This is a genomic window from Salegentibacter salegens (assembly GCF_900142975.1).
Classification (GTDB): Bacteria; Bacteroidota; Bacteroidia; order Flavobacteriales; family Flavobacteriaceae; genus Salegentibacter; species Salegentibacter salegens.
Map to the genome: position 1 here is coordinate 1,159,627 of NZ_LT670848.1, position 19,944 is coordinate 1,179,570.

Consider the following 19,944-nt stretch of genomic DNA (forward strand, 5'->3'; position numbering starts at 1 on the left):
ATTGGTTGGTTAATTAAAACTATAATCCGAATTCAAGTCCCAGGTTTATGGAGCCGAAGCTACCACCATCTACACTAATCCCGGTGTAAGAACCTACAAGTCCAATTTTACCGAAATTATAACCTACTTGTGGGCGGTAATAAAAGCCACCATCGTTGCCATCATTTAAACCTACGGCATAGCCAAGATCGGTCCCAAAGAAAAAGCCTCTTGCCAGACTTACGCGACCTGAAGCTGAAATAGGTAGAAAGGCAGGGTCGTCTACCTCAAAGCCTCCAATATCGTCTTCGTCCATGAAAAAGCGAGTATATCCAATTTTAGGACCAACATATAGCATATCTGCAACGCCAACCATATAAGCTAAATCTGCACCGGCCTGGAAATTACTAACTTCTTCAATATCACCAACGGGTAAGCCAATATTTGCAACAATTCTTAATCCACTTTGTGCCTGCATAGCATAGGTTCCCAAGAAAGCAAAACACATAATAAGTACTAATCGTTTCATAATTATACATTTTTGGTTACTTACGTAAAGTTATTGTAAGCCGCAATTAGTACAAACCATAGTAACGAATTACAGGATTTCAAGTATAAAAAAAGCGGGAACCTTTAAGTTCCCGCTTTCCATACATAGGTGTTAATATGCTGGCTTAAAACATTAGTCCGATACCTGCCTGGATTCCATTATTTTTTATGGCATCATCATCCCAGTTGTCGCTATCAAATACATCGGTAAATCCTTGAGTATATCTGGCAGATACAAAAAATCCATTATTGAATTTATAAGAAGCACCAATGGCTCCACCAAATTCAAAAGTACTTCCGGCTTCAGTATCAAATTCAGTATCGCCAAAATCACTCTCAAAATCATACTCCTCTTCTACAAGAAAATTAAATGATGGTCCTGCTTCAATAGAAAGTCCTTCTATTAAATAGATTTTAGCTAAAACCGGCACCTGAATATAATCCAGTTGATATTCCCCGTTCACTGTTTGACCGGCAAAAGTTCTATCGGCTTCAAGTCCCTGAGTTGCATAAAGCACCTCTGGTTGAAGTGAAAAACGTTCGCTTAAAGGAATTTCAGAAAGTAGACCTAAGTGGAATCCTGTTCTGCTTTTTTCATCCTCAAAACCGTCTGAAGACATATTGGTGAAATTCACACCACCTTTGGCTCCAAAATAAACAAATTCCTGTGCGCTTGCTGCAGATGTAAAACCTAATACGGCAATTACTGCAATTAAAATCGACTTTTTCATTACTTTCATTTTTGTTAGTATTACAAGAACAAATGTAGGAACAGGCTTCTTAATAAAATGTTATCCAAGCCTAAAGTATTACTAAGATTAGGCTAAATTGTTTATATCTTTAACGTATGAAATGGACCTCAGCCCTACAGGATTATTGTAACTATCTTCGCATAGAACGTGGACTCTCAGATAACTCCATCACCAATTACAGGTTGGATGTTGTGAAACTTATCAACTTCTTAAGCGTTAAAAATATCGAGGTGTCCCCTATTCAAATTTCCGAAGAAATTTTACAGCAATTTATTTATGAAATCGCCAGGGATGTGAATGCCCGTTCACAATCGAGAATAATTTCTGGTTTACGCGGATTTTTTAATTACCTGGTTTTTGAAGATTACCGTAAAGACAATCCTTTAGATCTTATCGAATCTCCCAAAATTGGCAGAAAATTGCCCGATACCATTTCTACGGAAGAAATTGATCTTCTTATTGCAAGCGTGGATCTTGGCAAAGCTGAAGGCGAACGCAACCGGGCTATCCTGGAAACTTTATATGGCTGCGGCTTGCGGGTTAGTGAACTTACCGAGCTAAAAATCTCTGATCTTTTCTTTAAAGAAGGCTTTATAAAAGTAACCGGAAAAGGTAATAAGCAGCGTTTTGTACCTGTTTCAGCTTATACACAGAAGTTTATTAATATTTATAAAGATGAAGTTAGAATTCATCAAAAGATCAATAAAGAATTTTCTGATACTTTATTTCTAAATCGAAGGGGAAACCAGCTCACCCGGGCAATGATTTTTACCATTATTAAACGCCTGGCAGAAAAAGCCGGAATTCAGAAAAAGATAAGTCCGCATACCTTTCGGCATTCTTTCGCTACCCATTTATTAGAAAATGGGGCCGATTTAAGAGCTATTCAGCAAATGTTAGGTCACGAAAGCATTACCACTACCGAAGTGTATATGCACGTAGACCGCAAACATCTACGGGAAGTAATGGAGCAATTTCACCCACGACGTTAGTGCTATTAAATTTGGGTTAAACCCTGCTAAAATCTTCTAAAAGCCCTTATTTATTAGTAATTTCAAGCTGAATAATATTTTTAAAAATTGCTACGGAAACCTGGTTTCCTTAAAAACAATACACAAATGAAAACATTAAAATTTAAGAACGGCGATGAAATGCCGGCCATAGGATTAGGTACCTGGAAATCTGGAAAAGATGAAGTAAAGAAAGCGGTTAAAATCGCCTTAAATAATGGCTACAAGCATATTGATTGCGCTGCAACTTATGGAAATGAAGATGCCGTAGGTGAGGCTTTTTCTGAAGTTTTTGCTGAAGGAAAAATAAAACGTGACGAAGTTTGGATAACCTCTAAATTATGGAACAATGCTCATAAACAAGAAGATGTAATCCCTGCATTAAAAAAGACATTAAAAGACCTGCAGTTAGATTATCTAGACCTGTATCTAATTCACTGGCCGGTGGCTTTTAAGCCCGAGGTAGATTTTCCTCAGAATGATGACGAATATTTATCATTAGAAGAAGCGCCAATAATTGAAACCTGGAATATGATGCTGGAAGCGAAAAAACAAGGTCTGGTAAAGCACGTTGGGGTTTCTAATTTTAGCAGTATGAAACTTGAAGAATTAATGGAAGAAACTTCTGATTATCCAGAAATGAACCAGGTAGAATTACATCCTTATTTACAACAAAATGAGCTACTGGAATTTTGTAGCAGTCATAACATTCATGTCACAGGATTTTCTCCACTTGGAAGCGGCGACCGCCCTGATGGGATGAAGGCAAAAAATGAACCTTCTTTATTAGAAAATCCTGTAATTAAAAAGATTGCGAAAAAACACGGTGCCAGTGCAGGACAGGTTTTAATAAAATGGAGCGAAATGCGAGGAACCGCAGTAATTCCTAAATCTACAAATGAAGAACGTATTATAGAAAACCTTCAAAGTACAGGTGTAAATTTAGATGAATCAGATCTTCAAAAAATCGCCGAATTAGACGATCATTTTAGATATGTCACCGGAGAGTTTTTTGTTACCAAAGGAAACTCTTACGAGAACATCTATGATGACGACGATTATAAAGCTTAATTAGTGAAGAACAAAAAGGGTGCTGAGAATTTTCGCACCGTCCCCCTGAACTTGTTTCAGGGTCTAATAACTTAGATTCTGAAACATGTTTAGAGTGACAAGTTTTTTATATAATACATAAAAAATGCCTTAGAAAATTTCTAAGGCATTTTTTATTTAATTACTTCCTCTTTGACTTATTAGGTTACTTAGCAATATTTACCGCTCTTGTTTCGCGAATTACGGTTACTTTAACCTGCCCCGGATAAGTCATATCGGTTTGGATCTTTTGTGAAATTTCAAACGAAAGATTTGAAGCTTTTTCATCGTTTACTTTCTCGCTTTCCACAATAACTCGTAGTTCACGTCCCGCCTGGATAGCATAAGCTTTCTTCACTCCACCAAATCCAAAGGCGATCTCTTCAAGATCTTTTAAACGTTGAATATAAGAATCGAGTACCTGTCTTCTTGCACCCGGTCTCGCTCCACTAATCGCATCACAAACCTGTACAATAGGAGATAGTAAAGAATTCATCTCGATCTCGTCGTGGTGAGCACCAATAGCGTTACAAACTTCTGGTTTTTCCCCGTGCTTCTCTGCCCATTGCATTCCAAGAATAGCGTGAGGAGTCTCAGTCTCGGTTTCCGGCACTTTACCAATATCATGGAGTAATCCGGCACGTTTAGCCAGCTTAGGGTTTATACCAAGCTCTGAGGCCATCACACCACAAAGTTTAGCAACTTCCCTGGAGTGTTGTAACAGGTTTTGACCGTAAGAAGAACGGTATTTCATTCGGCCTACCAATTTAATTAGTTCGGGGTTTAAACCGTGGATTCCTAAATCAATTACGGTACGCTTACCAATATCTATAATTTCCTCGTCAATTTGTTTACGGGTTTTCTTAACTACTTCTTCAATTCTGGCCGGGTGAATTCTTCCATCGGTAACCAATTTATGCAGCGATAAACGAGCTACTTCCCTTCTAACCGAATCGAAACAGGAAAGAATAATAGCTTCAGGCGTATCATCTACAATGATTTCCACACCGGTAGCGGCTTCTAAAGCTCTAATATTTCTACCTTCACGGCCAATAATTCTACCTTTTACATCGTCGCTTTCCAGGTTAAATACCGAAACGCAATTTTCTACAGCTTCTTCAGTTCCTATTCGCTGAATGGTAGTAATAATAATTTTCTTCGCTTCCTGCTGTGCAGTTAGTTTAGCCTCTTCTATAGTATCCTGAATTAACGCCATAGCATCTGTCCTTGCGCTGTCTTTAAGTGCTTCAGAAAGTTGAGCCTTGGCTTCATCGGCAGAAAGGCCAGAGATCACTTCTAATTGCTGAATCTGGCTGTTGCGAAGTTTATCAATTTCTTCCTGTTTCTTTTCAAGATACGCTACACGTTGGTTATAATCATCTAATTTTTCTTCATACTCTTTATTGAGCTTTTTATTCTTAGAAAGTTCTCCCGAAACCTGTGATTCTTTATCCCTAATGCGTTTTTCGGCATCATTCATCTTTTTATCACGGTTAAGAATTACCTTCTCGTGTTCCGATTTTAATTCGATGAATTTTTCTTTAGCCTGAAGTATCTTGTCTTTCTTGATACTTTCTCCTTCAGATTTTGCTTCTTTAAGAATGTTAGTCGCAGTTTTTTTGGCGTTTTTAATGGTTTGTGAAGCTCTTTTTCGCTCCAAAAACTTCGCAATGGCAAACCCTATTGCTGCCCCAATAACCCCTATAACTATATTTAATAATATCTCCATATTTAAAATTTATGTATAAAAAAAGCCTGTATTAGATAGGTTTTTGGATTAAACTCCTTAAAAACAAGTTTAGGGCTAACAAGCTGATCAAGAATCCGCTCATCCCGACTAATCGGGAGCGGCGCGCTTTTACAACTTAGACTCACCCTTTTTAAAGAATCTTTGTTGAGTTTATCAAAATATCACTAATACAGGCAGTAACCTTTATTTATTTAAAGAACGTTTATGACACCAAGTGCTTCTGCAGTAAATCATTAAGCGATTTAAGTTTATCTTCTGCTTTAAGCGTATCGGTAGATCTATCTATATCTTTCTGCTCGGTTTGGGCAGCAAACTGCAAGGCGCACATCGCCAATACATCTTGCTTATCCCTTACGGCATAACTTTGCTCAAATTGCTTGATCATAGCCTCAATTTTCTTCGCCGCCTTGCGTAAACCTTCTTCCTGTTGTGGATTAATAGTTAAAGGATACACACGATCTGCAATAGAAAGTTTTATTTTTAGTTTATCGGCCATATTTATTATTCAGATAATTGAACGATACATTGATCAATTTCCCTAATTAAGCTATTTAATTTAAGCTTGGTCTCTGTTTTGAATTCGGTACTGCCCAGCATTGCATTGGCGGCTTTGAGGTTTTGAACTTCCAGATTAGAACCTTCCAGTTTTTGGACTAATCTTTGATTTTCTTCTTTAACAGTTGTCATTTCTTCCTCTAAAGAACGGTGATTCTGCTTTAAATTTTCGTACTTATGAAGCAGTTTACTAATCCTATTTTCAAGGCTATCAACGATGTCTGTCAATTCACTCATAAAAGCCAAATGTAATGCTTATCCCCACAAAGTTAACATTCGCGCTCTAATATGCCAATTGTTTTTTCGTCTATTTTTAAAAATCGGCAGGACTATTGCTAAGTTTCTAAGCACTAAGGCTTTAATTTTTGGTTAAACTTTAATTAACTTTACCGCCCGGTAATACTCCAAATAAAATATTTATATGAAATCTATTTTAGCTGTTATTCTTTTATTCGCTAGCACTGCAATCCTCGCCCAGGCGCAGCTCCCAAAAGATTATTTTCAGAAACCACTTGAAGTTCCCCTTGTTCTTTCAGGCACTTTTGGAGAACTGCGTTCTAATCATTTTCACAGTGGGTTAGATATTAAAACCCAGCAACGACAGGGATTAAGTGTTGTCGCCTCAGCAAAAGGATATGTTAGCCGAATCAATATTCAGCATTATGGCTACGGAAAAGCGCTTTATGTGCAGCACCCTAACGGCTACACTACAGTTTATGCCCATTTAAAAGAATTTTCTCCTGGAATTGAAGCTTATGTAAAAAAGCGACAATACGCTAATGAAACTTATGAAATAGAACTTTTTCCGGAAGCTGGAGAATTACAGGTAGAAGCAAATGAGCTTTTAGCATTTAGCGGAAATACCGGTGGCAGCGGTGGCCCTCACCTGCATTTTGAAATTAGAGATGGCAGCCAGCGACCAATGAATCCAAAACTCTTCGGAATAAATATTGACGATAATCGCGCCCCAATAATAGATGGCTTATATGCTTATCCTTTAGATGCCGAGGCACACGTAAATAACTCAAGAGAGCGACAAAAAATTAACCTTACACCCCTCGAGGACGGAACCTATATTGCAAGCGAAATAGATGCTTGTGGAAATATTGGCTTCGGCGTTTCATCTGTAGATCAGCAAGACGGGGCACCTAACCGAAACGGAGTCTATCAAATTGAAGCTGAGCTAAATGGTGATCGCATATTAACCTTACCCTTTAAGCGTTTTTCTTTTGCTGAAACCCGCCATTTAAATCAACTTATAGATTATGAATACTACAGTAAAAACAGAAAACGCATTCAAAAGCTTTTTGTTGAAAACGGAAATCCACTAAGCCTTTATGAAGATGTAGTGAACAAAGGAGAACTTCATATTCAAGATAGCCTTAATTACAATTACACAATAAAAGTGAGCGACTTTGCCGGGAACCAGCGCGTGATAAGAGTTCCTATCCAGGGAATGCAACGCAACGATATTCCGCCTAAAAAAGAAGATAAAACCGATTATTTCGCGCAGGCGAATCAGCCCTTCGCTGCTGAAGCTAATGGAATGGACGTTTATATCCCCAAGGGAAGTCTTTATAGTGACACCTATTTAGATATTGAATTTGGAGAAGACAAAGTGAAAGTTCATCAAGACCACACCCCGCTTCATAAAAATATCACTATAGGATTTGATGTAAGCGGATATTCGGCTGAAGAAAAAGAAAAACTTTTTATCGCCAGGTTAGGCTATGGAAATAGGCCTAATTATTCTTCAACTTATAAAAAAGCAAACCGTTTCACCACTGGTACAAGAACTTTTGGGGAATACACGCTAGCTTCAGATGTTACCCCTCCAAAAATATGGCCTACGAATTTTAACGATGGCCAGTGGATCTCAAGCAATAACAATTTACAGGTGAAAATTAGTGATGATCTCTCAGGGATTAAAAGTTACCGGGCTACGGTAAACGGAAAATTTATCCTGATGGAATATGAGTACAAAAATAATACGCTAACCCACGATTTTAGCGATGGCGTAGTCACTGAAACCGAAAATGAGCTAAAAATAATTGTAACCGATAATGTGGGGAATAGCAATACTTATGAAGCTACGTTTTTTAGGAAGGATTCTTAAAAACAGAAGTAATAAGTTTTTAATGAAAGAAAATAAAAGGCTATCTGAAATATCTTTAGTTCAGTTCGTCATCCTGAATTTATTTCAGGATCTAAGTTGTTTCAATTTGCAACATATTAGAAGCTGAAACAAGTTCAGCTTGACGAAAATTAGATATTTCAGGTAGCCTTTATTAATAATTTTTTGGAAAGTAATGTTTTAACAAACTAACCTCTCCTCCACTTGCTAGTTTCCTCAAAAACGTGCTCTAAAATCTTTTTATCGACTTCTGAAAATTCTATGTTTCGACGGTTCATTACAATTTCAGCAACTTCAAAAGCTTTTTGAGTTTTGTAAACCGTCATTCCCGCGCTGCCACCCCAACTGAAGCTGGGTACAAAATTCCGTGGAAATCCTGCTCCAAAAATATTTGCACTTACGCCAACTACCGTCCCGGTATTAAACATGGTGTTTATTCCGCATTTACTATGGTCACCCATCATCAAGCCGCAAAATTGCAATCCGGTTTTAGCAAAACCTTCAGTTTCGTAATCCCAGATGCGCACTTCAGCATAATTATTCTTTAGATTAGAATTATTGGTATCGGCACCAAGATTACACCATTCCCCTAAAACCGAATTTCCTAAATAGCCATCGTGACCTTTATTGGAATTAGCGAAAAGCACCGCATTATTTATCTCGCCACCACCGCGGCAACCGGGGCCTAGAGTAGTTGGACCGTAAATTTTAGCGCCCATCTTTACTAAAGCACCTTCGCAAACCGCAAAGGCCCCTTTTATAAGGCTGCCTTCCAAAACTTTTGCATCTTTTCCAATGTATATTGAGCCGCTGGAGGCATTTAATGAACAATTTTCGACTTCAGCTCCCTCTTCAAGAAAAATCTTTTCGGGATTTTTTACATAATTAGATTCGTGAATGGGCTGGGATTTTCTGTCTTTGGTTATAATCTCAAAATCGGCTTCTATAGCTTCGCCATTTTTGGAAAAAATATCCCAGGAGTTATTTATTTGAATAACCTCTTCAGCCAATTCTATTTGCTCATATTCATCTAAAGCTACTTCCTGATCTTCGTAAGCGTGGAAAGCAACAATATCTTCCTGATGAAAAATTGCCTGGTTAGGTTTTAGGTTTTTTATTTGATTTAAAAATTCAGGATTTGGAAGAAAAGAAGCATTTATCATTACATTTTCTTCGAACTCTACCATGGGCCATTTTTCGGCTAAATAATCTTCAGTAACTGTAGAAGTGGTAGATTTTAAAAGTAATTCCCATTTTTCCCGAATTGTAAGAATTCCAACTCTAATATCGGCAACTGGCCGTGTAAAGGTAAATGGGAGTAAGCGGTTCCTGGCAGAACCGTCAAATAATATATAATTCATCCGCACAAATTTAGGGTTCAAAAATACAAATAAACTCACTTGACGCAAGTTTACCAGGTTTTAAGTTATAAAATGAAGTCAATTAATAATTCACTTCTTTCATATTTAAGTCTTTTTTAATCTTCCTCTTAAGTAACCCTCAAATTTACACACAAAAAAAGTCGCCTTAAAAAAGACGACTTTTGTAATTATATATAACAAAAAACTTATTTCTTGAATTTCTTGTACTTGTTTTTAAACTTGTCAATACGCCCGGCGCTATCAACCAATTTGGTTTGCCCGGTGTAGTATGGGTGAGAAGTTCTTGAGATCTCCAACTTGATAAGTGGATACTCTGTACCTTCTACTTCAATAGTTTCTTTAGTGTTCGCGGTAGATTTAGTAATGAATACATCTTCGTTAGACATATCTTTAAACGCTACTAATCTATAATTTTCCGGATGGATTCCCTGCTTCATCGCTTTGTTTCTTTTAATTTTCGAGGTGCAAATTTAAGAAATTCAATTATAAAAACAAGGAATAGACAAAATTATTTTTAATTCTTATGCAATGTAACGTTTTGCTATATTTGCTTACTAACCGGTAAACTAATCAACCTTAAAATTATGGAAAATTCTACTTCAGTCAAATCGGTTGCCTATCCTTACGGAATAGTACTTGGTATTTATTCTATTTTAGCTCTCGTCCTTATTTATGTTTTTAACGTTGCCCAAGATAACTGGACGGTTGGAATAATAAATACCCTTGTTTCGATTATTGTTTTTGTCTTAGCGATAAAAAAATTCAAACAAAATAACAGCGGCTTTTTAAGTCTCAAGGAAGCGCTAAAAGTTGGATTAGCCGTAGCAGTAATAAGTGGAGTAATTGGAGCTATTTATTCATATATTCATTATAGTTTTGTATATCCTGAGTTTTCAGAGATGATGTATGATCAAGCTGTTTTACAAATGACTGAACAAGGCTTATCTGAAGCTCAACAATCTCAAGGTTTGGAAATGACCAAAATGTTCACTAGCGCATGGTTTTTTGCCACAATGGCTTTAGTGGGAAGTTTGTTTTTCGGTTTTATTATTTCATTAATCACAGGCTTAATTCTAAAAAGAGAAAATCCAGCACACCAATAGCAATATAAAGAATGCAAATTTCCGTCGTTATTCCTCTTTTAAACGAAGAACAATCTTTAACTGAATTGTATAATTGGATCGCAAAAGTAATGCGATCCAATTCCTTTTCACACGAGATCATTTTTATTGACGACGGCAGTACCGATGATTCTTGGAAAACTATTGAAGCCCTGACTCAGAATGACAAGGCAGTTAAAGGAATCAAATTCAATAGAAACTACGGGAAATCCCAGGCACTGCACGCCGGCTTTCTTAGAGCTAAGGGCGATGTGATCATTACCATGGATGCCGATCTACAAGACAATCCCGAAGAAATTCCCGAACTCTATAAAATGATTACCGAAGAAGGTTACGACCTGGTTTCGGGCTGGAAAAAGAAACGCTACGACTCTGTAGTTTCCAAAAATATCCCTTCAAAGATTTTTAACGCTGCGGCGAGAAAAACTTCTGGTGTAAAACTTCACGATTTTAACTGCGGACTTAAAGCTTACAAACAGGCAGTAGTAAAAAATATTGATGTCTATGGCGAAATGCATCGTTATATTCCGGTGTTAGCAAAAAATTCAGGTTTCACTAAAATTACCGAGAAAGAAGTACAGCATCAGGCCCGTAAATACGGGAAAACAAAATTTGGTGCCGAAAGATTTATTAATGGCTTCCTGGATCTTATCAGTATCTGGTTTCTTTCTAAATTTGGGCGCAGGCCTATGCACCTTTTTGGTGCTTTGGGCGTGCTAATGTTTATTTTCGGTTTTATATCTGCGGGATGGATCGGGATTTCCAAACTTTACAAACTTTATCACGGCCTTCCCAACGTTTTGGTTACTTCGAACCCCTGGTTTTACATCGCGCTGGCGGTAATGATTATAGGTTCGCAATTATTTCTTGCCGGTTTTCTTGGAGAGCTCATTTTACGCTCTAAACGTGAAAAAGAACGCTACCTTATCAATAAAACCACGCCAAATTTATAATGCCATTAAGGCATTAATCCTTATTTTTGTTTCTCTAAACTTATAATTATGGCTAAAAATAAACCAGAAATCCTGGCTAAGGCTAAAACCTGGCTTACCGATATATTTGATGTAGATACGCATAAAGAAATTAATCATCTTATAGAAAACGATCCGGCTCAACTGGAAGAATCTTTTTATAAGAATGCCGCTTTTGGAACTGGTGGTATGCGCGGAATTATGGGTATAGGCACCAACCGAATCAATAAATATACCCTCGGAAAAAATACCCAGGGACTTTCAAATTTACTGAAAGATGAGTTTAAAGATGAAAAAATAAAAGTTGCCATCGCTTACGATTGTAGAAATAACTCCAAAGAATTAGCGCAAATGGTGGCTGAAGTATTTTCGGCTAACGAGATTGAAGTGTATTTATTTTCAGAATTAAGGCCAACCCCAGAGCTTTCTTTCGCTCTAAAATATCTTGATTGCCACGCCGGGATCGTATTGACCGCAAGCCATAATCCGCCGGAATATAATGGTTATAAAGTATATTGGCAGGATGGTGGCCAATTGGTTCCGCCGCAGGACACCAAGCTTGTAGACATTATCAATAATCTGGAATATGACGAAATTAATTTTAAAGCCCAGCCGGCATTAATTCATAGTATAGACAAAAAAGTAGATGATGCTTTTCAAAAAGCTTCAGTAGAAAATGGAAGTTTTAATACTTCTGCTTCGGCAAAAGATAATTTAAATATTGTTTTCACCTCTTTGCACGGAACGGCTTGTAAGACGAATCCGCAAATTCTGGAGAAAGCTGGTTATAAAAATGTTTTTCTGGTTGAAGAGCAAAAAGAACCTAACGGAAACTTCCCAACGGTAAAATCACCAAATCCAGAAGAACCGGAAGCCTTAAAAATGGCCCTGGACCTGGCTGAAGAAAAAAATGCCGATATTGTAATTGGCACCGATCCAGACGGCGACCGTCTTGGCGTGGCTGTTCGTGATTTGAATGGAAAAATGATTCTACTTAACGGAAACCAGACGATGTTGGTTATGACCTGGTTTTTGCTTGAACAACATAAGAAACAGGGTAAATTATCAGCTAATTCTTTTGTAGCTTCTACCATTGTTTCTACACCAATGCTTAAGAATATTACCGAAGATTTTGGCGCTCAATACCACGAGGTTTTAACCGGATTTAAGTGGATCGCTAAATTGATAAAAGATAATCCGTCGCTTGATTTTGTAGGTGGTGGTGAAGAAAGTTTTGGTTTTATGGTGGGTGATTTTGTGCGTGATAAAGATGCGGCTACCGCTACCCTACTCGCCTGCGAGATAGCTGCCCAAATGAAAGCAAACGGAAGCTCTTTCTACGAGCAACTTTTAAAACTTTATACCCAATACGGTCTTTACCGTGAAGAACTTATTTCGTTAGTAAAAAAAGGTATTGAAGGGGAAGCAGAAATTAAGCAAATGCTAATTGATTTAAGGGAAAATCCGTGGCAGGAAATTGATGGTGAAAAAGTAGTGCTTATTGAAGATTATCACACTTCAAAAGCAAATAACCTCCAGGATAAAATTGAAGAAGAGATTAAAATTCCAAAATCTAACGTACTAATTTATTATACCGAAAATGGGACAAAAATCGCTGCCAGGCCAAGTGGCACAGAGCCAAAGATTAAGTTTTACATCAGTGTAAATTCAGATTTGGATAAAGTTGAAAACTTTAATGCTGAAAATGCTATAATGGCCGAAAAGATAAAGCGCATTAAAAACGAATTACAACTGGGCTAAGCGCTCTAATCTATGACCTATTTAAAGAAGATTCTTCAGTTTGCAAAACCCTACAAACGTTTTGCAATCCTTAATATTATAAGTAATATTTTCTACGCGCTTTTTAGCACCCTGGCGTTTATTTCATTCATTCCAATGCTTAGGGTGCTATTTCAGGAAGAAGATCCCATTAGCACAAAGCCGGTTTGGAATGGAGAATTTGGCGGCTTAAAAGATTACGCTAACGATTATTCTAACTTCTTTTTGAATCAGCAGGTAGAAGAACACGGCCAACTGGCGGCTTTGGTAAGCATTTGTATCACCGTAATTGTACTTTTCTTTTTAAAAAACTTTTTCAATTATCTGGCCTTATATTTTATTGCCAACCTTAGAAACGGGATGCTTAAGGATATTAGAAATCGCATCTACGATAAAATTGTAGAATTGCCGGTTTCCTTTTTTTCTGAAAAACGAAAAGGAGATTTTATTTCCAGGATCACCAGTGATGTTCAGGAAATACAGACTTCATTCTTAAGTATGCTGGAGCTTTTTGTAAAAGAACCACTTACCCTAATTTTCACCCTGGTTGCAATGATTGCGCTTAGTCCTAAACTAACGCTTTTTGTGCTGGTATTTTTGCCGCTTTCAGGATTACTAATTTCTTCAATTGGAAAAAAATTAAAATCACAATCTACCCAGGCACAGCAGGAAAATGCAAACTTTCTAACTATTGTTGAAGAGTCTCTTTCCAGCCTAAAGATTATCAAAGGTTTTAATGCTGAAGATAAATTTAAAAAGAAATTTTACGATAGTACGGGCAGATTAAACCAAATTTTAAACACCCTTTTACATCGCCAGAATTTAGCTTCACCAATGAGTGAATTTTTGGGCGTGGTTGTAATTACAATAATTCTTTGGTTTGGCGGAAGAATGGTCTTGATAGATAATACTATGGATGCCTCAACTTTTATAGGGTTTTTGGTATTAACTTATAATATATTAACTCCTGCTAAAGCCATTTCAAAAGCTACCTATTCCATACAAAAAGGAAATGCCAGTGCAGAGCGAATCCTGGAAATCCTGGAAACCGAATCTACAATCCAGGATGATAAAAATGCAATAAAAAAAGAGAGTTTTGAGAAGAGTATTGAAGTTGAAAATATCAATTTTAGATACGAAAAAGAAAACGTACTCAAGAATTTTTCCATGCAGGTAGAAAAAGGGAAAATGGTGGCACTTGTGGGCCAATCTGGGAGTGGGAAATCTACCATCGCAAACCTAATAACCCGTTTTTACGATGTTAACGAAGGTGATATTAAATTAGATGGGCATAACATTAAAGGAATTACCAAAAAATCGCTGAGAAACTTAATGGGACTTGTCACCCAGGATTCTATACTTTTTAATGATACGGTTAAAAATAATATTGGGTTAGGAAAGGATAATGCTTCCGAAGAAGAAATTATTGAAGCACTAAAAGTAGCTAATGCCTGGGAATTTGTTAGAGAGCTGCCTAAAGGCTTAGAAACAAATATTGGAGATAGTGGCAACAAATTAAGTGGTGGGCAAAAACAAAGGCTTTCTATTGCTCGGGCGGTACTTAAAAATCCACCAATTATGATTCTGGATGAAGCTACCTCTGCCCTGGACACCGAAAGCGAAAAACTAGTGCAAAAAGCCCTGGAAAATATGATGAAAAACAGGACTTCTATAGTTATTGCCCATAGACTCTCCACAATCCAGAATGCAGATAAGATAATTGTACTGCACCGGGGTGAAATTGTAGAACAGGGTAAACACCTGGAATTACTCGCCCAAAAAGGCACCTATCAAAAGCTGGTAGAAATGCAATCTTTTGATTAAGTCACAAAAAAAAGCTGTCTAAGAAAATCTTAGACAGCTTTGCTTTTTTCAATTTAAGAATTATTGTTCTATAAAACTAACTCTCCGTTTTCAAGAGCTTCATCTATATTAGCACTAATCGTAGTATGGGTTCTAAAGAATTTTCTTCCATCTTCTCTTCTCAGTTTAACAGTAGTTTCACCCGCATCGTTTGTTTCAATTGCAGTTACTTCTACCCTATTCCCATTCAGGCTCTTATAGTTAGCAATTCCACCTTTTTTAATAATGAAATTAGCCTTAGGTAAATCTAATGATTTAAAATCCTGATTTTCAGTTTGATTAATCACTAATACGTCTCCTACCGTTACCGGTTCGGTTTGGTTCTGTGCCTCTACTTGAAAGGCAAATAATAACATAATCGGAATTATAAGTAAATTTTTCATAGGTAAAATTTTTATTTAGCAAAAATATACAGATTATTTTACCATTATACAATTTTAGAGCACTTTTAGCATAATTTTCACATGGTCACTTTTGGGCATAAAAAAAGGATGAAGTAAACTCCATCCTTTTTTAAAAATTATTCTCATTGTGGGGCAATTAAGAATAATAGATTTAATTCGTTTTCATTTGGGGCAAAAAAGATTAAATCATTCTGATGGTGTAAATATAAATCAGAAAAACCAATTCACCAAACAAAAAGTGCTTTTTATCTGATTTATTTGCATTTTGTCGATTAAACAAGGATTTGACTCAAAAGGAATTCTGCACTAAATTCTTTTACACCCTGACTTTAAGAAGAATAAAGTTTTAACTACCTTTGGCTTCCGTTACACGGGATTCCACATGAATATTAAGACAAGTATCCCTTTGAAAACGTCCGAAGATCTACTTATTAAACGCTTACAGGAAAAAAAGACTTCTTCTGAAGCTTTTAAGGAACTGGTATCTCTATATAAGGAGCGTTTATACTGGCACATTCGTAACATGGTGAAAGACCATGAGGATGCCCATGATGTGCTTCAAAATACTTTTATCAAAATTTTTAGAAATATTGATAATTTCAAAGGTGAAAGTAAATTGTTTTCCTGGATGTATCGCATCGCTACCAACGAATCTATAAGCTTTTTAAATAAACGCGCTAAACGCAATCACATAACTTCAGAAGATTTACAGCAACAACTCATTTCAAATTTAAAAAGCGATGTTTATTTTGAAGGAGATGAAATTCAATTAAAATTGCAAAAAGCAATTGCCAGTCTTCCGGCTAAACAACAGCAGGTTTTTAATATGAAATATTTTGAAGACTTAAAATACCGGGAGATGTCTGAAATTCTTGAAACCAGTGAAGGAGCACTTAAGGCTTCCTACCATCACGCGACTAAAAAAATTGAAGAATACTTAAAAACCAATTAAACCTTTTGTACTTTTCATAGTCAAATAAGCAAATGAAGAAAGAAAAAATATCATATAATCAAAAATCCGGCTTTGAAACCCCAACAAATTATTTTGAGGGTTTAGAAGATGAATTATTGGATATTGTGAAGTTTTCAGAAAACCTGGGAGAAAAGAAATCTGCCGGTTTCACTACCCCAATGGGATATTTTGATGCTCTGGAAGATAAATTGCTTAAAAAACCGAATAAATCTGAGCCCAGGGTTCGAACCTTATTTACGAAAGAAGCTTTTCTTTATGCAGCAAGTATCGCCGCAATTGTAATCGCTTTTGCAAGTACTTTTTATATAAACCCTGAAACCCAAACCAGTTGGGAAAACCTGGAACTTTCAGTGATGGAGAGCTATATAGACGACAATAACATAGATCTCTCTACCGGTGAAATTTCAAATTATATTTTTCAACGAGGTTATATAGTAGACGATACCGATTTAGATAAGGTAGATTCTGAAGCAATGATGAATTATCTTGATGAAAATTTAGAAGAACCTCTTTATATATTAGATGAAGATTAAGATGAAAAACCTACTTATAATAGTATTAATGTTTTCCGGATTGTGGCAAATGCAGTCACAAAATCGAGATGGCTCTCATAGAGAGAAAATTAAAGAACTAAAGACCGCTTTTTTTACCCAGGAGTTAAATCTTGACAAGCAAAAAGCCCAAAAATTCTGGCCAATTTATAATAAATATGAATCTGGATTACACGAATTGAGAAAACGAGAGCATAGAGATCTTCCAAATTTGGAATGTATTTCTGAAGATGAAGCCGAAAAAATGTTAGATGAATATGTTACGATAGAAAAACAGGATTATATTTTAAAACAGGAGCTTTTCAAGGATTTAAAGGAAATAATGACCGCACAGGAAATTATTAAACTTCATAAACTGGAAGACCAATTTCATAAAAAATTGATTAAAGAATATCGGTCCAGAAAAGATCGTGAAAATCAGGAAGAAGAATAAATTAACTTTTGTAATTCCCGATTAAGAAATAAAACTCAACTGGTGAGTTTTAAAATTTAGTTTTTTGGTTAGTTAGTAGTTAGCATCCCGGTAGGTTTAGGCCTTCCGGGATTCTTTTTATTTAAAAGTGAGCCGTGCAATTCGTCCTTTACCAGCAGCATAGGCCACCGAATCATTTTTAAATCGTAACGTATAAAAACCTTCCTTAGAAAGCTCTTTCCAGGTTTTCCCCGAATCTTTAGAATATGAAATTCCGCTAAATCCCGTTGCAATTATTTTCTTTCCTTCACTATTTGGCACAAATCGCACACTACTTTTATAGCCCGGCTCCTGCCCTTCCGCAATCAATTCCCAGCGCTTCCCACCATCTTTAGTAATTGCTTTATTTCCTGTATTTCCTTCAGGTTTGGTATAGTCTCCACCAATAATAATTCCGAAGTTTTCATCATAAAAATCTATACTATATCCGCCGGTTGTCGCTTCTCCGTCTATTAAAGGAGTATCATAAACTTCCCAGGTTTCACCTTTATTTGGAGAAAAATAAACTCGGGATTTCATTCCACCGGTTAAAATCCAGGTCTTATCTCCTTCTATCGCTATATTAGAATTACTCGCCGCAAAAGCTGCTTCTCCTTCTATAATTTCAGGCAATATATCGCAACTTAATTTTTCCCACGATCTTCCACCATCACGGGAAATAATAATAGAAATACAATTATCGGTGGGATCGCCCATCGCAATCCCTTCTTTGTTATTCCAAAAAACCATAGCATCGTAAAACGCTTTTTCGTGATCTTCTTTATAGACCAATTCCATTGCGCCAGAATCCCCTGTTTTATAAAGCAAGGCAGGACTTCCAACACTTAGCATAAAGAAATCTGTATCTGTTGAAGCTACCGCTCTATATTCAGGAACCAGGGTATCATACTCTTGGGTATTGGTTCGCCAGGTTTTATTATCAAAATTATACATCCCGAAAGTAGCATTATTTGCAGCAAAGGCGAGATTGTTCCCAATAATTTCTATCGCTCTAATACTTAAAGAATCATTTTCCAGAATAGGTTCTATTGCTACTGAAGAAAAATCTATTTCAGCTTTAACCTGTTTTTCGTTCTCTGCTTCTTTGTCATTTTTGCAGGCACTAAAAATTATAAGCAGGCAAAAAACTATAAGTCTGTTCATAGCTTAAATATTAATCGATTTATAAATCCCGCCAAAGATAATTTTTTCCGAAGCAAAATAGGGCATCGCAAGCTTAGAAAGGCTACAAAGACTTATTATTTAATATCAAGCCAAGCCTCGAAGCATTTAAACCTCAATTATCGAGTAAAAAAATTACCTTTGCAAATTCAAAATTTAGTTATGCGGTTACACAGGAATTTAGTTTTTGCTACCATAGATGCCTTAAATGAAATTTTTAACAATAATAAATATGCCGATAAGGTTATCGAGCAAACCCTAAAACGCGATAAACGTTGGGGTTCTCGCGATCGTAGTTTTATTGCCGAAACCGTTTACGATATTGTTCGGTGGAAAAGACTTTATGCTGAAATTGCTGAAGTAAAAGAACCTTTTGATCGGGAAAATCTATTTAGATTATTTACCGTTTGGGCTACCTTGCGTGGAATTGCGCTCCCAGACTGGCCTCAATTTGCCGGCACACCTACCCGAAGAATTAAAGGGAAATTTGATAGTTTAAGCAAAATTAGAAAATACCGCGAATCTATTCCCGATTGGATGGACGAGCTTGGCGCTAAAGAACTCGGTGAGAAAGTTTGGGAAAAAGAGATCGCAGCGCTTAATGAGCAGGCTCCGGTTATACTTAGGGCCAACACACTTAAAACCACCAAAGATAATTTACGCAGTGTTCTTAAAAACGAAGAAATAATTTCTGAACCTATAAAAGGTTATAAAAACGCTCTAAAACTGGAAGAACGCGGTAACGTTTTTAGAACCCAGGCTTTTAAAGATGGTTTTTTTGAAGTACAGGATGCCTCTTCGCAATTAGTAGCTGAATTCCTGGAAGTAGAACCCGGAATGCGCGTGGTTGATACTTGCGCCGGTGCCGGTGGTAAAACGCTTCACCTGGCTGCTTTAATGGAAAACAAAGGTCAGATTATCGCTACCGATATCTACGGAAATAAGCTCAAAGAACTTAAACGCCGCGCCAAACGTGCCGGTGCTCATAATATAGATCCGCGTGCCATTGACACTACAAAAGTGATCAAGAAACTCTACGGTACTGCAGATCGTGTACTTATAGATTCCCCGTGTAGTGGTCTCGGAGTGTTAAGTAGAAATCCAGATGCTAAATGGAAATTGCAACCTGAATTTATAGACAATCTTATAAAAACCCAGGCCGAAATTATCGAAACCTATTCCCGCATTGTTAAACCAGGCGGAAAAATGGTTTATGCAACTTGCTCTGTTTTGCCTTCTGAAAATGAAAAACAAGTAGAGAATTTTTTGAAGAATACTGAGGAAGGAAAAAACTTCAGGTTGTTAAGAGATCAAAAAATACTTTCTTCAGAAACCGGATTTGACGGGTTCTATATGGCACTTTTAGAGAAAAAAGCTTAAGGGTTTTTACCCAAATTTTTTGAACGAATCAATTTCAGGGGAATTCCTTTTATTTTCCCTGAAATTGAT

General features: G+C 36.7%; 20 protein-coding genes and 1 other RNA gene. 11 read left to right on the forward strand and 10 right to left on the reverse strand.

What is annotated here, in order from left to right:
* Nucleotides 1-19: 19 nt before the first annotated feature.
* Together B5488_RS05255 and B5488_RS05260 are read right to left on the reverse strand one after the other, a co-directional pair.
* Nucleotides 20-508: a hypothetical protein gene (locus B5488_RS05255; protein WP_079734305.1), complete on the reverse strand. Its 489-nt coding sequence runs from the start codon at nt 506-508 to the stop codon at nt 20-22.
* Between the two features lie 145 nt (nt 509-653).
* Complete coding sequence (locus B5488_RS05260) at nt 654-1,259, reverse strand: porin family protein (protein WP_079736532.1); 606 nt, start codon at nt 1,257-1,259, stop codon at nt 654-656.
* A gap of 116 nt (nt 1,260-1,375) precedes the next feature.
* Here B5488_RS05260 and xerD point away from each other — a divergent pair, with 116 nt between their 5' ends.
* Together xerD and B5488_RS05270 are read left to right on the forward strand one after the other, a co-directional pair.
* Complete coding sequence (gene xerD / locus B5488_RS05265; protein ID WP_079734306.1) at nt 1,376-2,272, forward strand: site-specific tyrosine recombinase XerD; 897 nt, start codon at nt 1,376-1,378, stop codon at nt 2,270-2,272.
* A 126-nt stretch (nt 2,273-2,398) separates the two neighbouring features.
* Nucleotides 2,399-3,361, forward strand: a complete 963-nt coding sequence (locus B5488_RS05270) for an aldo/keto reductase (protein WP_079734307.1) — start codon at nt 2,399-2,401, stop codon at nt 3,359-3,361.
* 184 nt (nt 3,362-3,545) lie between these two features.
* On the opposite strand, the gene rny is transcribed toward B5488_RS05270, so the two are convergent.
* The 4 genes from rny to B5488_RS05290 all read right to left on the reverse strand — a co-directional run bounded on the left by rny (nt 3,546) and on the right by B5488_RS05290 (nt 5,921).
* On the reverse strand, nt 3,546-5,108 hold the full coding sequence (gene rny, locus B5488_RS05275; protein WP_079734308.1) for a ribonuclease Y: 1,563 nt from the start codon (nt 5,106-5,108) through the stop codon (nt 3,546-3,548).
* 50 nt (nt 5,109-5,158) lie between these two features.
* A non-coding RNA gene (ssrS, locus tag B5488_RS05280) (6S RNA) lies at nt 5,159-5,279 on the reverse strand.
* Between the two features lie 52 nt (nt 5,280-5,331).
* Nucleotides 5,332-5,625, reverse strand: a complete 294-nt coding sequence (locus B5488_RS05285; protein WP_037314959.1) for a cell division protein ZapA — start codon at nt 5,623-5,625, stop codon at nt 5,332-5,334.
* A 5-nt stretch (nt 5,626-5,630) separates the two neighbouring features.
* A complete protein-coding gene (locus B5488_RS05290) occupies nt 5,631-5,921 on the reverse strand; it encodes a hypothetical protein (RefSeq protein WP_079734309.1) in 291 nt (96 codons plus the stop codon).
* Nucleotides 5,922-6,105: 184 nt separating this feature from the next.
* On the opposite strand from B5488_RS05290, the gene B5488_RS05295 reads away from it, so the two are divergent.
* Nucleotides 6,106-7,800, forward strand: coding sequence for a M23 family metallopeptidase (locus B5488_RS05295; RefSeq protein ID WP_079734310.1), 1,695 nt, complete (start codon nt 6,106-6,108; stop codon nt 7,798-7,800).
* A gap of 206 nt (nt 7,801-8,006) precedes the next feature.
* Here the strand turns inward: B5488_RS05295 and B5488_RS05300 are convergent, their stop codons facing one another.
* Nucleotides 8,007-9,179: a GlmU family protein gene (locus tag B5488_RS05300; RefSeq protein WP_079734311.1), complete on the reverse strand. Its 1,173-nt coding sequence runs from the start codon at nt 9,177-9,179 to the stop codon at nt 8,007-8,009.
* Nucleotides 9,180-9,385: 206 nt separating this feature from the next.
* Nucleotides 9,386-9,637 (reverse strand): type B 50S ribosomal protein L31, encoded by a 252-nt coding sequence (locus B5488_RS05305; RefSeq protein WP_037314972.1) that lies wholly within the window; start codon nt 9,635-9,637, stop codon nt 9,386-9,388.
* Between the two features lie 147 nt (nt 9,638-9,784).
* Between B5488_RS05305 and B5488_RS05310 the strand changes: the two genes are divergently transcribed.
* Genes B5488_RS05310 through B5488_RS05325 form a run of 4 tightly spaced genes read left to right on the forward strand, consistent with a single transcriptional unit; the run spans nt 9,785 to nt 14,895 of the window.
* A complete protein-coding gene (locus tag B5488_RS05310; protein ID WP_079734312.1) occupies nt 9,785-10,303 on the forward strand; it encodes a DUF4199 domain-containing protein in 519 nt (172 codons plus the stop codon).
* Nucleotides 10,304-10,314: 11 nt separating this feature from the next.
* On the forward strand, nt 10,315-11,274 hold the full coding sequence (locus B5488_RS05315; protein WP_079734313.1) for a glycosyltransferase family 2 protein: 960 nt from the start codon (nt 10,315-10,317) through the stop codon (nt 11,272-11,274).
* 48 nt (nt 11,275-11,322) lie between these two features.
* Nucleotides 11,323-13,053, forward strand: a complete 1,731-nt coding sequence (locus B5488_RS05320; RefSeq protein WP_079734314.1) for a phospho-sugar mutase — start codon at nt 11,323-11,325, stop codon at nt 13,051-13,053.
* A 12-nt stretch (nt 13,054-13,065) separates the two neighbouring features.
* Nucleotides 13,066-14,895: an ABC transporter ATP-binding protein gene (locus B5488_RS05325; RefSeq protein ID WP_079734315.1), complete on the forward strand. Its 1,830-nt coding sequence runs from the start codon at nt 13,066-13,068 to the stop codon at nt 14,893-14,895.
* A 68-nt stretch (nt 14,896-14,963) separates the two neighbouring features.
* Here the strand turns inward: B5488_RS05325 and B5488_RS05330 are convergent, their stop codons facing one another.
* Complete coding sequence (locus tag B5488_RS05330) at nt 14,964-15,317, reverse strand: hypothetical protein (protein ID WP_079734316.1); 354 nt, start codon at nt 15,315-15,317, stop codon at nt 14,964-14,966.
* Between the two features lie 403 nt (nt 15,318-15,720).
* On the opposite strand from B5488_RS05330, the gene B5488_RS05335 reads away from it, so the two are divergent.
* Genes B5488_RS05335 through B5488_RS05345 form a run of 3 tightly spaced genes read left to right on the forward strand, consistent with a single transcriptional unit; the run spans nt 15,721 to nt 17,295 of the window.
* Entirely contained in the window at nt 15,721-16,290 is a 570-nt protein-coding gene (locus tag B5488_RS05335) for an RNA polymerase sigma factor (protein WP_407690212.1), read from the forward strand.
* A 32-nt stretch (nt 16,291-16,322) separates the two neighbouring features.
* Nucleotides 16,323-16,844 carry a hypothetical protein gene (locus B5488_RS05340; RefSeq protein WP_079734317.1) on the forward strand — a complete coding sequence of 174 codons (522 nt, stop codon included), beginning with the start codon at nt 16,323-16,325 and terminating at the stop codon, nt 16,842-16,844.
* Nucleotide 16,845: 1 nt separating this feature from the next.
* Nucleotides 16,846-17,295, forward strand: coding sequence for a hypothetical protein (locus B5488_RS05345; protein ID WP_079736534.1), 450 nt, complete (start codon nt 16,846-16,848; stop codon nt 17,293-17,295).
* A gap of 117 nt (nt 17,296-17,412) precedes the next feature.
* Here the strand turns inward: B5488_RS05345 and B5488_RS05350 are convergent, their stop codons facing one another.
* Nucleotides 17,413-18,477, reverse strand: a complete 1,065-nt coding sequence (locus B5488_RS05350; protein ID WP_079734318.1) for a WD40/YVTN/BNR-like repeat-containing protein — start codon at nt 18,475-18,477, stop codon at nt 17,413-17,415.
* Nucleotides 18,478-18,657: 180 nt separating this feature from the next.
* Between B5488_RS05350 and B5488_RS05355 the strand changes: the two genes are divergently transcribed.
* Nucleotides 18,658-19,875 (forward strand): RsmB/NOP family class I SAM-dependent RNA methyltransferase, encoded by a 1,218-nt coding sequence (locus B5488_RS05355; protein ID WP_079734319.1) that lies wholly within the window; start codon nt 18,658-18,660, stop codon nt 19,873-19,875.
* Nucleotides 19,876-19,944: the final 69 nt, after the last annotated feature.